This window comes from Methylomonas defluvii, assembly GCF_033949435.1.
In the GTDB taxonomy this organism is placed as follows: Bacteria; Pseudomonadota; Gammaproteobacteria; order Methylococcales; family Methylomonadaceae; genus Methylomonas; species Methylomonas defluvii.
Window position 1 is genome coordinate 221,852 of sequence record NZ_JAXARY010000006.1, and the last position, 14,621, is coordinate 236,472.

The window sequence follows — 14,621 nt, forward strand, 5'->3', positions numbered from 1 at the left end:
CTCCTTAATTCAATGTACAGCACGCCGATTTCAACAATTCAAAATCCACCCTATATAATGCCGCGCTTACCCAAGCCGCGGAAGGCGCCTAATTTTCTATGCTCATTACTTACTGCCGTTTACCCGACCGTCTTAAATATTTGATCGATAACGATCAACAATACCTGTTAAAACAAGGCCTGAAAGGCATCGAGAAAGAAAGCCTGCGCATCACCGAGCATGGCGAGATCGCCCAAACGCCTCACCCCACGGCGCTCGGTTCGGCATTGACCCACCCTTACATCACCACCGATTATTCGGAAGCGCTGATGGAATTCATCACTCCGCCGTTTGCCGACATCCGCCAAACCCTGGACTACATGCACCAGCTCCACCAGTTTGTCTATCCGCATCTAGGCGAGGAAATGCTGCTGGCTACCAGCATGCCGTGCGGTATCGACGGCGATTTGAGCATACCCATCGCCGAATACGGCAAATCCAATATCGGCAAGATGAAGCATGTTTACCGTAAAGGTTTGTGGCACCGTTACGGCCGCACCATGCAAGCCATCGCCGGCATCCATTTCAATTATTCGGTGCCGGAAGCGCTGTGGCCGGCGCTGTACCAGCAAAGCGGCTGCACGGTAGGCCTGGAAGACTTTATCTCCAACGCTTATTTCGGTTTGATCCGTAACTTCCACCGCCAAGGCTGGTTGATTCTGTATCTGTTCGGCGCCTCGCCGGCGATTTGCAAAACTTTTTTCAAAAGCCGCCCGCAATTGATGGAGCAATTCAAGGAGTTTGACGAGCACACCGTGTTCCACCCCTATGCGACCTCGCTGCGCATGAGCGACATCGGTTACAAGAGCAAAAACCAGGCAGGCTTAAAGATCGATTACAACTCGCTGGACGGTTACGTGGACAGCCTGAGCGCAGCCATCAACACCCCTTATCCGGACTACGAAGCTATCGGCGTGAAAGTGGATGGTGAGTATCAGCAACTGAACGCCAACATCCTGCAAATCGAAAACGAGTTTTACAGCACCATGCGCCCCAAACAGATCGCCAAATCCGGCGAGAAGCCGACGCTGGCGCTGAAACGGCGCGGCGTGCTGTATGTGGAAATGCGCTCGCTGGATTTGAATCTGCTGAATCCGATTGGCATAGACGAAAGCACCGCCCGCTTTGTCGAGGCGTTTTTGTTGTACTGCCTATTGCAGGACAGCCCGCCGCAAGGCCCGGACGAATTCCAGGTTAACAACAGCAACCAATTGCTGGTCGCCAATCAAGGCCGCCGCCCCGGTTTGCAGTTAAATCGAGGCGGCGACACCGTCACCCTGCAGCAATGGGCGCACAGCATCTTGTACGCCATGCAACCCATCTGCGCGGTGTTGGATAGAGGCAGCCTGGAGCGCCCGTACCAATTGGCTTTACAACAGCAACTGGCGGTGGTGGACAACCCGGCGCTGACGCCCTCGGCCCGCATTCTGGCCTGTATGCGCGAGAACGGCCAGGAATTTGGCTGCTTCGCCAGCAACACTTCGGCCTTGCATAAACATTATTTCAACGCCGAACCGCTGGACGATGAAACGCAACGGCAGTTCGAGGACATGGCCGCCGCGTCCCTGCAAAAACAAGCCGACATTGAAGCCAACGACAAGTTGGACTTTGACGAGTATTTATCCCGTTACTTTGCCCAGAGCTAAACCCATGACTGAATTCGACTTAAGCACCGCCCAAACCGAGCTACAAGGCAAAAACCCGCGCACGATCTTAAAAGCCGCGCTGGCTCACTTCGACAACATCGCCATTTCCTTCAGCGGCGCGGAAGACGTCGTACTGATCGACATGGCCTTGCAAATCCGCAAGGACATTCAAGTATTCTCGCTGGACACCGGCCGCCTGCATCCGGAAACCTACCGCTTCATGGAAAAAGTGCGTAAGCATTACGGAATTGCCATCGACATCTTGAGCCCGGATCGCGAGCAGCTGGATGCCTTTGTCAAAGAAAAAGGCCTATTCAGCTTTTACGAAGACAACCATCAACAATGCTGCGGCATCCGCAAAGTCGAACCTTTAAAACGCAAGCTGGCGACACTGGATGCCTGGATCACCGGTCAACGCAAAGACCAAAGTCTGGACACCCGCGGCGACATCCCGGAAGTGCAGCTGGACGCCGGCTTCTCCGGCCCCGGTAAACAGCTGATCAAATTCAACCCGCTGCTGAACTGGTCGTCTGCGCAGGTGTGGGATTACATCGAAGCCTATCAGGTGCCGTTCAACGAACTACACAAACACGGCTACATCAGCATCGGCTGCGAGCCTTGCACCCGGCCGGTGTTGCCGAATCAGCATGAGCGCGCGGGGCGTTGGTGGTGGGAGGATGCGGCGAAGAAGGAATGTGGGTTGCATGGGGGGAATGTTAAATCGGCTTGAAATTTCAAGCTGATGAAACTTGGTATACTTTGGCAGCACGTTAGCGGAGGAACAACATGGCCACGATGATTACAGAAGTCTATGAAGCGTTGAAAGAAGCCGGCGTCAGCGAGTCCAAGGCAATCAAGGCTGCGGAAGCCATCCAGCAGCTCAGCAAGGAAGATCATTTGCACTTTGTACAAGAGCAGATGCTCAAGTATCAAATGTACGCAGAGGGTGAGTTTAAGTTGTTGAAATGGATGATTGGGTTTAATTTGGCGTTTACTATGGCGATGCTTTGGAAAGTGTTTGCTTGAGTTAGTTAGCTTAAGAGAACAGACTAACAACATTTTATTTTTCCACCGATAAGCAGACGATTTGTATCAGAGTATGCATCTCCTGCTGTCCTTGATAAGCCGCTATGCTCGGACCTGAAATATTCATAAAACCAGTTTTGGCTATCGCGAAGGAATTGGCGTCTTACTTTTTAAAGCGTCCCCGCCTCAAGCTTGCCTGCGACTGGTGCCACGAGCCTAATGCGGACGGCGTTGGAAGCTTTTTGGCCCTCGCCATAAAAATCATTAATCCTGGCGCTGAATCCATATTTTTCGAACAACTTGAAGCAACCAATGATTATGGGGAAACCTTTTACCCCCTTTTTTTCCTCGTTCCTAGAGGCTCAGAGGTGGCACCACGACGGAATCTAATCGGCCTAATTCCTTGTGGTCACATCCGTCATAGAGGTATTCGCGAAATCCGGGTGATTGATGTAACTAATAACGTGCACTTTCTAAAGGGCAAAAAACTACGGATAGCCGTCAAAAACCTTTTGGATGAAATGAACAGATTAGAATCTCTTGGATTCGCAATTCATCCGACCAGCCCATATCCTGACTGAATAATTCATCGTAGGGTCGCCACGTCTTTTTGTGCCGATGCGGAATTTGGATATTGTGTCGCTATCGCGACGAGTATTTTAATGTCGGTTCTCGGACCGACAACCGAGATACTTTCTTTTGCGTCGCCAAAAGAAAGTATCCAAAGAAAAGGCGACCCGGATGCCGCTTGATTCCTGCGCTCCTCGCTTTTGAACGGGGTTGCCTGAAGGGGCTTCCCAGCCCCTGCATGCAACGCGATGCATCCCTGCATCGCCCCTTCGGGCTGGTCCGTTCAAAAGCTGCGGTGCTCGGCGCGACATACGGGAGAAAACCCTTCGCCAGATCTAGAATGGGCACGGTTTTTGTGCCCACGCGGACTAACTCTTCTTGTCCATTCAAGGCTTTGACACCGTAGTTTTCGTCTTTTAGCATATCGAGTTTTACCCAGCGCCCAAGACCAAGTGCTCCTAAAAACTCTCGTTCCCGGCCAAATCTGGTATGCACAGCAAGCTATTAAATTCGGTCCGTTAAATCTAAGCACCAGAGCCACTTTCATCAAACTGCGGGACGGCTCGGTTTGGGTGCATTCGCCAATCGAACCGTCAGCCCAACTGTTGGCTGAAATTGCCGAAATCGGCCCAGTGCGTTATGTGCTTGCACCGAACAAGAGCCACCACCTGTTTTTTACGCCATTCATGAAGGCGTTCCCGAATGCCGAAGGCTATATCGCGCCAGGGTTAGCAGAAAAGCGGCCAGACCTTCGCGCTTACCAGGTGCTGTCACCATTGAAAAAGCCGGCCTGGACGACCGAATTAATCCCCGTATTTGTGGAAGGCCTGCCCATCATTAACGAGACGGCATGGTTTCACAGCGCAACGGGTACTTTGATTCTTACCGACCTGCTATTTTGCTTCGGCGCTGAGCACATCGGATTAGCGCGCGTGGTAGCGAGGCTGCTCGGCGTCGACGATCAATTGGCAATGTCGCGAACCATGAAACTGCTGGTTAAAGATAAAACCGCATTGGCGCGCTCGGTCGATGCGCTGCTGGCACTGGATGTTGAGCGGATTGTGCTGGCTCACGACCAAATCATCGAAAACGACGCCAAGCGCAAATTAAGCGCGGCGTTCAACTGGCTGAGAAAATAAGCCGTTTTTTATCGTTCCCACGCTCCTCTTAGCAATCCGACCCGGCGTTCTGTTTCATGCAACCGCAAAACCTGACTAACCAGCATTCCTGTTAGAATCGCAGTACACCCCATCAAGGAGCATCGCCCATGAGCGACTTTTACAGCCCGCAGCACCGGCAATTGCAAGAGCAACATGACACCGTCAATCTGGCGGATCGTTTGGAACAAATGATCGTTGAACAGCAAGTCAGCGAGCAGCATCAGCCGTTTATAGAGAGCCGGGATTTTTTCTTTCTGACCACGATCGACCAACGCGGTTACCCAACTTGCTTTTACAAAGGCGGTAATCCTGGCTTGGTGAAGGTCGTTAATCCGCAGGAACTGGCCTTCCCCAGTTACGACGGTAACGGCATGTTTTTGTCGATGGGCAATATCAACGGCAACTCGAAAATCGGCATGCTGTTCATCGACTTCGAAACCCCGCACCGGATTCGGGTGCATGGCGACGCCCGCATTGAAGCCAACGATCCGTTGCTGGCCGAATACCCTGGCGCGGAGCTGATCGTGCGGGTGGCGATCAGCGAGATATTCATCAATTGTCCGCGTTACATTCACCGGATGAACCGGCTTGCCAGCTCGAAATACGTCCCGCAAGCCCATCAGGACACGCCGTTGCCGCAATGGAAGCGTATAGATGCGGTGCAAGACGTGTTACCGGCTTGCGATAGCCGCGTTGCGGAAAGTCTGGGCGGCGTAATCACACCGGAAGAATACGGGGCGATGGTGTTGAGCGGTGATGCTTAGCTCACCCCCTCCCTCAGGAAAATTTCTAACCTCAACATACATTTGGAGACCCACATGAGCGAAAGAATCATTATGCGCACCGGCGAAGCCCTGGTGGCTGGCGGACCAGCCGGCACGGCAGCGGAACCGGAAATTATCATCGGCGAACTGGACGGACCGGTCGGCACCGCCATTGCCACCCTAACCGGCGATCAAGTGCAAGGCCATACTCGGGTGTTTGCGATTTTGAATACTGATATTCAGGTGCGCCCGGTCACGCTGATGGTCAGCAAGGTCACTGTCAAGAACAGCCGTTACACCAATATTTTAATGGGCACCGTGCAGGCGGCGATTGCCAATGGCGTGCTGGATGCGGTGCGCGCGGGTGATATTCCCAAAGAAAAAGCCAACGACTTGGGGATTATTTGCTCGGTCTGGCTGAATCCCAGCGTGATCAAAGACGACAATCTGGATCATCAAATTTTGTTCAACATCCACCGCGAGGCCATGGCCAAAGCCATTCATAAGGCCATGACCAACACGCCGGACATTGATTGGCTACTGGAAAACCAGGAAAAAATCACCCACAAATATTTTCAGATGGGGTTGGACGGTAAGATTTAATTAGCTGGAAACTTGGGTTGCATGCCTATTGCAGCCCAACACCACGCCATTTTTCCCGCCCCTGCTGTCGTCTTAGCCGCCATTACCGCTTAACACCGCCCCTACCATCCAGTAGCGCCTCGCCAAGCAAACTAATAGCGCATCACTATTTGTTTGACAAAATCCGTAAACCCGCTTAAAAAGACCCTATGGTTTCGATTCGAAATTATGTGGCATTTACTTTTTATGGGGGATACGATCATGAAAAAAAGCATTTCGATATTGCTGATGGGTCTGCTAAGCACAACCGCCGTTACCGCGTTTGCGGCCGATCAGGCCGTGCCGTTTCCGGAGGGCTATCGCAACTGGCTGCACGCTAAAAGCATGTTGATTCAGCCCGGCCACGCATTGGAGAATCCGTTTCAAGGCCTGCACCATGTCTACGCCAATAAACAAGCGGAAGCGGGTTTAAAGACAGGTAAGTACGCAGACGGCTCGGTGTTGGTGTTCGACTTACTGCAATATCAGGAAAAGGATAAAACCATTCAGGAAGGCGAGCGCAAGCTGGTAGGCGTGATGCTGAAAGACGCGAAAAAATTTGCCGCGACCGGCGGCTGGGGCTTTGAAGGTTTTGCCGGCAACAGCAAAACCGAACGGCTGGTGAAAGACGGCGGCACATCGTGCTTTGCCTGTCATGCCTCCGAGCAAAAAACCGATTATGTGTTCTCGCAATATCGGCCTTAGCCTCTACCGCTGATGCTCGGGAGAGACGCAAACTATTGCGTCTCTCCATTTTCTTTAAGCTTGATCGACCAAACGGATACCGGTTTCTTCGATGACGATCCGCCGTTGTTTATACAAGCCGCCTATCGCCTGCTTGAAGACCTTTTTACTGACGCCAAAGGTGTCGTAAATAATCTCCGGCGCACTTTTGTCGGTTAGCGCCACATAACCGCCGCGCTTTTCCAGTATCGCCAAAATCTTTGCGGACGTGGCATCGACTTTCTGCCCGTATTTTTCCTGACTCAAAACCAAATCCAACTTGTGGTCCGGACGCACTTTTTTAATATAGCCGGTCAATGACTGACCTTTTTGCAAGGGCTGAAACGTCTCGCTTTTATACAACACGCCCCAATATTGATTGTCCACCACGGCTTTAAAGCCCAAGTCGGTTTCGTCGGCGATAATGAGTTGCACCGCCTGGCCGTCTTTGTAATAAAACGCCTGATCCTGAATGAAATCATCCAGCATCATCGTGGCGGCGATGCGGTTGTTTTCGTCTAAAAACAGACGCACCAGATAAGAGTGGCCTTCGACAACTTTCCCCTTTTGCTCGCTGAACGGCAGCAACAAATCCTTGGGCAAACCCCAAGCCAAAAACGCGCCGGCATGGCTGAGAGACACGCATTTCAACCAGGCCACCTGATCGACTTGCGCTAGCGGAGTTTGCAAGGTAGCGATGGTTTGATTCTTGCCGTCAATGTAGACAAAGGCGTTTACGGTATCGCCAACCTTTAGATTATCCGCGGCATCTTTGTCCGCCAAGCCAATCTCGCCAAGCTCCCCACCATCCAGACCATACTGATTATCACGCTGGCTGACGACGGTTAAAATGTTGAATTTGCCTAGTTCGATCATGAAGGTTCCGGAGTTTGATTGGGCATGAGCGTTGGCACTTGCTAGCCACACGCGGAGAAATGAAGGGCTATTATACAAACGAATCGGTAAAACCGCAGGCTGCATCGCCTTAAACGGCGGCACCATATACTCCAAATACGCACCTAAAACGAAGTCAAAAACCCCGTTAATCTGCCGCCCGTCTATAATGGACGGTTTTTTCAATTCGATAAAACCTGCTTTTATCGAATATAAGTGTCGATTATGAATTTACTCCTGAAGTATCTATCCTCTTGCTGGTTTCTGAACAACCCGTCCGAGTTAGTCCCGCCTAACTCGTTTATGTGGAAAAACGTGGCGTTCTATCTGATTTCCGGGATGATCGTTGAAGGCTTAATCTCCGATCCGGCGGACGGCACCTTGGAAGTTTTAGGTCGCACCACCATGGCCTTCGGCTCGGTGGCGATCTTATTGCTGATGGAAAAAAAATGGGGCTGCTTCAACCAATTGTATACCTCGATTTTCGTCTGCGAGAATTTCATCATGACCTTGGCTGTCGCTGCCGAGGCGCTCGACTATTGGCTGGTATTGCAACACCATATCTACCGCGAAGAAATTGGCATAGGCATCGCGGTGTTTTTGGTTGTCTGGTATATCTCCATCGTCAGCTATATCTTTCGGGCTTTCTTCAGTTACCCAACCAGCGTCAGCGTAGTTTACGCATTTAGTTACTTCATACTGACCTACGGCATTCCAATGCTGTTGATGGATATTTGACGGTCAAGCCAGCCGGAGCCCTCTAACTCCGGCCAGAGTGTCGATTATATTTGCGCTAAGTTGCCCCGATCTTCCAGCCAGCTTTTCCTATCGCCGGCACGCTTCTTCGCCAATAACAGATCCATCTGTTCGCGGGTATCGTCGTTTTCGGCTACCGTTAACTGCACCAGGCGGCGGGTGTCGGGATTCATCGTGGTTTCCCGCAATTGCGAGGGATTCATCTCGCCCAAGCCTTTAAAGCGCTGGATGTTGATCTTGCCGGTGAGTTTCTCGGCTTCGATGCGCGCCAACACACCCAAGCGTTCCGACTCGTCCAGCGCATAAAACACCTTCTTGCCGACGTCGATCCGGTACAGCGGCGGCATTGCTACGAATACATGCCCTGCCCTGACCAGCGCGTTGAAATGCTGGTAAAACAGCGCGCAAATCAGAGTCGCAATGTGGTTGCCGTCGGAGTCGGCGTCGGCCAGGATGCAGATCTTGCCGTAGCGCAAGTTTTGCAGGTCGTTGCTGTCCGGCTCTATACCCAGCGCCACCGCGATGTCGTGTACCTCCTGCGAAGCCATCACCTCGCCGGAATCGACTTCCCAAGTATTCAGAATTTTACCGCGCAACGGCATGATGGCCTGGAATTCGCGGTCCCGCGCCTGCTTGGCCGAGCCACCGGCCGAATCGCCCTCGACCAGGAACAGCTCTGTCCGGCTCAGATCCTGTCCGGAACAATCCGCCAATTTACCGGGCAAAGCCGGGCCGCTGGTGATTTTCTTGCGGACAATTTTCTTGCCGGCTCTAAGGCGTTTCTGGGCACTGGCCAGGATGATTTCAGCGATCTTTTCGCCTTCCTGCGGATGCTGATTCAGCCACAGGCTGAACGTATCTTTGGCGACGCCGGATACAAAGGTCACGCATTCGCGCGAACTCAGCCTTTCCTTGGTTTGCCCGGAAAATTGCGGGTCTTCCAGTTTTACCGACAATACAAAATGGCAGCTTTCCCAAACGTCTTCCGGGGCGATTTTCACGCCGCGCGGCAAGAGGTTACGAAAATCCAGAAATTCGCGCATCGCTTCGGTCAAGCCAGCGCGCAGGCCGTTAACATGAGTACCGCCTTGGGCAGTCGGCACCAGATTCACATAACTTTCGGCGATGGTTTCCGGCAAACTGTCCGGCGTCCAGACAATGCCCCATTCCACCGCTTCGTTGCTGGCCGCCATATTGGCCATGAACGGCGGTTGCGGAAAAATCTCGGCATCGCCGACTCTATCCAGCAGATATTCCTGCAAGCCGTTCTGGTAACACCATTCGAACTGCTCGTCGCTGAGTTCGGAATTTAAAGTAATTTTCAACCCCGGACACAACACGGCCTTGGCGCGCAGCACATGTTTGAGCTTGCTGACCGATACCCGATTGGAATCGAAATATTTACCATCCGGCCAAAAATGCACGCTAGTACCGGTGTTGTTTTTACCGACCGTACCGCTTTGCTGTAATTCGCCAACCTTGTCGCCGCCGGCAAATTCCATTTGATAGACACCGCCGCCACGCTTGATCTCAACCAGCAGTTTTTCCGACAGGGCATTCACTACCGACACACCGACACCGTGCAGGCCGCCGGAAAATTGATAGTTTTTGTTGGAGAATTTACCGCCGGCATGCAGTTGGGTCAGAATCACTTCCACGCCGGGGATGCCCTGCTCGGGATGTATGTCCACCGGCATGCCCCGTCCGTTATCATCCACCCGTACCGAGCCGTCTTTATACAGCACCACATTGATGGTGTCGGCATGGCCGGCCAAGGCTTCGTCTACGCTGTTGTCCACCACTTCCTGCACCAAATGGTTGGGGCGGGTGGTATCGGTATACATACCTGGGCGCTTGCGCACCGGGTCCAGGCCGCTCAGTACTTCTATAGCGGCCGCGTTATATTCTTGGGTCATGATGTCTCGTAATAGGTAATAACAGAGTGTCGGCCGACCATTATATGTCAGCAACGCGCGCCAGGGAGGCTCAGGAAAGCCGGTCCTCATCACTCGGCTCACCATGCCTCGACTTCCGCAAGCGCCATCTGAAATTACCTAAGCACTGGAAAAGCCCGACCCATGGCGTTTTCCAGGGCGCCGCCACCGATTTTTGACGACAAGCCAACTGTTTGGCGCCAGCCCCGGTTTCGATCAGCGCATACGTAGAACTTGGTCAGCGGCGAACACGATGGTTTCTTTGCCGGGCGTTGTTTCGTTGAAATCGATAGCAGCAGGCCACAAGCCATTGAAGCTCCACTCCGCGATGGGCGTCATCGCCTGGTCATAGGCTATCAGCGTCGCATCGACCCGCGACCGGCCTGACCTACCGCTGACAAACTGTTGTCGCCAAGTCCAGAGATCCATCGACTTGGTCAAACCTTTACTGCAGGTAATATTTTTAGCCGATAAGCGTCCGGGTATCTTAACTGTAAGGTTCTCTCCCCGCGCACTAACCCTGGTTTGCTCCACTTCGTTCTGCGAACCCATGCCTTTGCAATCGGTGAAATAAGTGGTGACTCCTCCGGCGCTGAATTCGTAATAGACCAACGGGGCGGAATTGTCTATGACATTCTCAACGGCTCCGCCGCTGGCTGACGAGACCACGACTGCACCGAATAAAACGCTGATAAAACGACTGGTTGTTTTCATGACATATCCTCAAAAAGTTTGATTCGGTGAGCCTAAACGGCGGCCGAACGGTTCGATAATTTGGTTTAGAAGAAAGTCACCGATCCGATGTTTAAACAAACTGTCGTAAAAATCGATGAACTTCGACTTGTAATGGCAAATGGAATGCCACTTTCCAAAAACCCAAGTAACAACAAAATAAATCATTGAATAAAAACAATTATTTTTAAACCGCCATCGATAAACAGGACCGCCGATACAACCTATCGCCCACGGCATATCGTTTTTTGCACGAAATATCGTAAAACTTCGAAAGGTTAATTGGTCTGGCTTGCGAACGGTTCGTACCGAGCGGCGTAAAAGCTATCGCATAATGGCGTAAGCGGAGAGCGGTTCAGGTGGACACGGGATAGGGATAATTGCAACGTGACATTTCGGATGCCCCCCGCTGAGTGTTTAGGTTCGGAGCATGTGAATGGCTCGGGAAGCTGGAGCCTTGGAATCCAGGCAAACCTGGGCAACCTCAAAAATGTCACTGTAACTGCAGCCGCTGACGCCTCAGTGTTAGCGAACAACTGAACGAACCGAATTGCTGCCACTAAATCGAAAACAACAGATGCAATCCAAACTCAATGGCAGAGCAATTCATACTATAATGCTTGGTCATTTTTTGAGCACCGCGAGCCACATTTATAATATGTCGAGACGTAAAAGCGCATCCCAATTTGAGGAAGCGATGGAAGAACTGGAGAAATTGGTCGAGCAAATGGAACGCGGCGATATTTCTCTGGAAGAGTCCTTAAAATCCTTCGAACGCGGCATCAGATTAACCCGCACCTGCCAGCAAGCGCTGCAAGACGCCGAGCAGAAAGTCCAAATTTTATTAGAAAAAAACGGCCAGCAAACTTTGGAGCCATTCACCGATGAGTAACTTAAAAGCCTACCTTACCGCCTGCCAGAACCGCGTCGAACGGGCGTTGGACGCCCGGCTACCCGGCGAGAACATTCTGCCGCAAACCTTGCATCAAGCCATGCGTTACAGCGTACTGGACGGCGGCAAACGCACACGCCCGTTGCTGACTTATGCCACCGGCCAAGCCTTGGGCTTGAGTGAAGACCTGCTGGACGCTCAGGCTTGTGCGGTGGAATTTATCCATGTTTACTCCTTAATTCATGACGATTTGCCGGCGATGGACAACGACGACTTACGCCGCGGCAAACCGACCTGCCATAAGGCTTACGACGAAGCGACGGCGATTCTGGCTGGCGATGCATTGCAAGCACTGGCTTTTGACATATTAGCCAACGACCCAGCCATTCAGGCCGGCGCGGAAGCCCGAGTCAAAATGATCGCGGCATTGACCCGCGCCAGCGGCTCGCAAGGCATGGTTGGCGGCCAAGCCATCGACTTGGGTTCTGTCGGCCGCAAGCTGACTCTGCCGGAACTGGAAAACATGCACATCCACAAGACCGGCGCGTTGATTCGCGCCAGCGTCAATCTGGCGGCTTTATCCAAACCAGACCTGGATGTGGATGTAGCTAAAAAGCTGGATCACTACGCCAAATGCATAGGCCTGTCCTTCCAAGTCAAAGACGACATTCTGGATGTGGAAAGCGACACGGCCACTTTGGGCAAAACTCAGGGAAAGGACGTCGATAACGACAAACCGACTTACCCGGCACTACTGGGAATGGCCGGCGCCAAGGAAAAAGCTCAGGAGCTGCATGAACAAGCCGTCGCCAGCCTAACCGGCTTTGGCAGCGAAGCGGATTTGTTACGCGATTTGTCGCTGTATATCATCGAACGTACGCACTAAGCGTAGCGAACTGCACGATTTATACTTCTTGCGCCACAATCCTTCCGGTTTTCAGCTTGCGTCTACTGGGCTGGCGCGGAATATTGTGGCGCAAACATATAAAGGAATTTTTTAACCCATGACAGCCTCTGATTTCCCGCTCCTCAATACCATCCAGACCCCCGCCGACGTTCGGGCCCTGAAGCCTGAACAACTCGAACCCCTGGCCGATGAGTTGCGTCGCTATCTGACCCATACCGTCAGTATCTCCGGCGGCCATTTCTCGGCAGGCCTGGGCACGGTGGAACTGACGGTGGCGCTGCATTATGTGTTCGATACGCCTTCGGATCAGTTGGTGTGGGATGTGGGCCATCAGGCTTATCCGCATAAGATTTTGACGGGCCGGAAAGATAGGATGCCGACGATTCGCACCTTGGGCGGGGTGTCGGCGTTTCCGTCGCGCGAGGAGAGTGAGTACGATGCGTTTGGTGTGGGCCATTCGTCAACGTCGATCAGCGCGGCGCTGGGCATGGCGATTGCCTCGCAGTTGCGCGGCGAGGACAAGAAGATGGTCGCCATTATCGGCGACGGTTCGATCACCGGCGGCATGGCCTATGAAGCGATGAATCATGCCGGCGATGTCAATGCCAATCTGTTGGTGATTCTGAACGATAACGATATGTCAATTTCGCCGCCAGTGGGGGCAATGAATAATTACCTGACGAAGGTGTTGTCGAGCAAGTTTTATTCGTCGGTACGGGAAGAAAGTAAGAAGGCCTTGGCTAGTATGCCGTCGGTGTGGGAACTGGCCCGTAAGACAGAAGAGCATGTGAAGGGCATGATTGTGCCGGGCACGCTGTTCGAGGAGTTGGGGTTTAATTATTTCGGGCCAATCGACGGCCACGATGTGGAGATGCTGGTTTCGACTTTAGAGAAGTTGAAGGATTTATCCGGGCCGGTGTTTTTGCATGTGGTCACCAAGAAAGGCAAAGGCTATGCACCGGCGGAGAAAGATCCGTTGGCGTATCACGGGGTGCCGGCTTTCGATCCGAGCAAGGATTATTTACCTAAAGCCGCGCCTTCGCCACACCCGACCTATACGGAAGTGTTCGGCACTTGGTTGTGCGATATGGCCAAGCAGGATGAGCGGCTGTTAGGGATTACCCCAGCGATGCGCGAAGGCTCTGGCTTGGTGGCGTTTTCCCAGCAGTTTCCGAAACGCTATTTCGATGTGGCGATTGCCGAGCAACATGCGGTGACCTTGGCGGCCGGTCAAGCCTGTCAGGGCGCGAAGCCGGTGGTGGCGATTTATTCGACCTTCTTGCAACGCGCTTACGATCAGTTAATCCACGATGTCGCTTTGCAGAATCTGGATGTGTTGTTTGCGCTGGATCGAGCGGGTCTCGTGGGGCCGGACGGTCCGACCCATGCCGGGGCGTTTGATTATAGTTATATGCGCTGTATTCCGAATATGCTGGTGATGGCGCCGGCCGATGAGAACGAGTGCCGGCAGATGCTGACCACCGGTTTCAAACACCATGGTCCGGCCTCGGTGCGCTATCCGCGCGGCAAGGGGCCGGGGGCGACGGTCGATAAGACCTTGACCGAGCTACCTATCGGCAAGGGCGAAATCCGCCATCAAGGCAGCCACATTGCGATTCTGGCCTGGGGCAGTATGGTGACACCGTCAGTGGAAGCCGGCAAGCAACTGGGCGCGACGGTGGTGAATATGCGCTTTGTGAAACCGCTGGATGAAGCCTTGATTCTAAAGCTGGCGAAAAGCCATGATGTGATCGTCACGGTCGAAGAGAACGTGATTGCCGGCGGTGCCGGTAGTGCGGTGAACGAGTTCCTGCAGGCACAGAACATTCTGATGCCGGTGTTGAACATCGGCCTGCCGGATCGCTTCGTCGAGCAAGGCAGCCGCGAGGAATTGCTGGCATTATGCGGGCTCGATACTAAGGGTATCTTGGCTAAGATTCAGGCGGTTTGTGCGTAA

At 52.8% G+C, this 14,621-nt stretch carries 15 protein-coding genes; 12 read left to right on the forward strand and 3 right to left on the reverse strand.

Translation table 11 applies throughout. From position 1 onward, the window contains the following. The first annotated feature begins 98 nt into the window (after positions 1 to 98). The 8 genes from gshA (at position 99) to QLH52_RS08910 (ending at position 6,531) form a co-directional block, all read left to right on the forward strand. Positions 99 to 1,685 (forward strand): glutamate--cysteine ligase, encoded by a 1,587-nt coding sequence (gene gshA, locus QLH52_RS08875; protein WP_319961280.1) that lies wholly within the window; start codon positions 99 to 101, stop codon positions 1,683 to 1,685. Between the two features lie 4 nt (positions 1,686 to 1,689). Then, positions 1,690 to 2,415, forward strand: a complete 726-nt coding sequence (locus QLH52_RS08880) for a phosphoadenylyl-sulfate reductase (RefSeq protein ID WP_319961281.1) — start codon at positions 1,690 to 1,692, stop codon at positions 2,413 to 2,415. A gap of 56 nt (positions 2,416 to 2,471) precedes the next feature. Then, a complete protein-coding gene (locus tag QLH52_RS08885) occupies positions 2,472 to 2,711 on the forward strand; it encodes an integrase (RefSeq protein WP_101052192.1) in 240 nt (79 codons plus the stop codon). A 104-nt stretch (positions 2,712 to 2,815) separates the two neighbouring features. Further along, entirely contained in the window at positions 2,816 to 3,292 is a 477-nt protein-coding gene (locus tag QLH52_RS08890; protein ID WP_319961282.1) for a hypothetical protein, read from the forward strand. A 441-nt stretch (positions 3,293 to 3,733) separates the two neighbouring features. Next, complete coding sequence (locus QLH52_RS08895; protein WP_319961283.1) at positions 3,734 to 4,420, forward strand: DUF4336 domain-containing protein; 687 nt, start codon at positions 3,734 to 3,736, stop codon at positions 4,418 to 4,420. A 128-nt stretch (positions 4,421 to 4,548) separates the two neighbouring features. Continuing rightward, complete coding sequence (locus tag QLH52_RS08900) at positions 4,549 to 5,205, forward strand: pyridoxamine 5'-phosphate oxidase family protein (protein ID WP_319961285.1); 657 nt, start codon at positions 4,549 to 4,551, stop codon at positions 5,203 to 5,205. A gap of 54 nt (positions 5,206 to 5,259) precedes the next feature. Next, complete coding sequence (gene fae, locus QLH52_RS08905) at positions 5,260 to 5,808, forward strand: formaldehyde-activating enzyme (RefSeq protein WP_020484951.1); 549 nt, start codon at positions 5,260 to 5,262, stop codon at positions 5,806 to 5,808. Between the two features lie 240 nt (positions 5,809 to 6,048). Continuing rightward, entirely contained in the window at positions 6,049 to 6,531 is a 483-nt protein-coding gene (locus QLH52_RS08910; protein WP_319961286.1) for a cytochrome P460 family protein, read from the forward strand. 54 nt (positions 6,532 to 6,585) lie between these two features. On the opposite strand, the gene QLH52_RS08915 is transcribed toward QLH52_RS08910, so the two are convergent. Continuing rightward, positions 6,586 to 7,425, reverse strand: a complete 840-nt coding sequence (locus tag QLH52_RS08915) for a CvfB family protein (RefSeq protein WP_319961287.1) — start codon at positions 7,423 to 7,425, stop codon at positions 6,586 to 6,588. Between the two features lie 243 nt (positions 7,426 to 7,668). Here QLH52_RS08915 and QLH52_RS08920 point away from each other — a divergent pair, with 243 nt between their 5' ends. Further along, on the forward strand, positions 7,669 to 8,181 hold the full coding sequence (locus tag QLH52_RS08920; protein WP_240348211.1) for a hypothetical protein: 513 nt from the start codon (positions 7,669 to 7,671) through the stop codon (positions 8,179 to 8,181). A 44-nt stretch (positions 8,182 to 8,225) separates the two neighbouring features. On the opposite strand, the gene parE is transcribed toward QLH52_RS08920, so the two are convergent. Together parE and QLH52_RS08930 are read right to left on the reverse strand one after the other, a co-directional pair. Beyond that, positions 8,226 to 10,115 (reverse strand): DNA topoisomerase IV subunit B, encoded by a 1,890-nt coding sequence (gene parE / locus QLH52_RS08925; RefSeq protein ID WP_319961288.1) that lies wholly within the window; start codon positions 10,113 to 10,115, stop codon positions 8,226 to 8,228. A 234-nt stretch (positions 10,116 to 10,349) separates the two neighbouring features. After that, positions 10,350 to 10,847, reverse strand: a complete 498-nt coding sequence (locus QLH52_RS08930; protein WP_319961289.1) for a phage tail protein — start codon at positions 10,845 to 10,847, stop codon at positions 10,350 to 10,352. Between the two features lie 676 nt (positions 10,848 to 11,523). Here QLH52_RS08930 and QLH52_RS08935 point away from each other — a divergent pair. The 3 genes from QLH52_RS08935 to dxs all read left to right on the forward strand — a co-directional run bounded on the left by QLH52_RS08935 (position 11,524) and on the right by dxs (position 14,621). Further along, positions 11,524 to 11,757: an exodeoxyribonuclease VII small subunit gene (locus QLH52_RS08935; protein WP_020484945.1), complete on the forward strand. Its 234-nt coding sequence runs from the start codon at positions 11,524 to 11,526 to the stop codon at positions 11,755 to 11,757. Then, on the forward strand, positions 11,750 to 12,643 hold the full coding sequence (ispA, locus tag QLH52_RS08940; RefSeq protein WP_319961290.1) for a (2E,6E)-farnesyl diphosphate synthase: 894 nt from the start codon (positions 11,750 to 11,752) through the stop codon (positions 12,641 to 12,643). Before QLH52_RS08935 ends, ispA begins: the two co-directional genes overlap by 8 nt. A gap of 118 nt (positions 12,644 to 12,761) precedes the next feature. Further along, entirely contained in the window at positions 12,762 to 14,621 is a 1,860-nt protein-coding gene (gene dxs / locus QLH52_RS08945) for a 1-deoxy-D-xylulose-5-phosphate synthase (protein WP_319961291.1), read from the forward strand.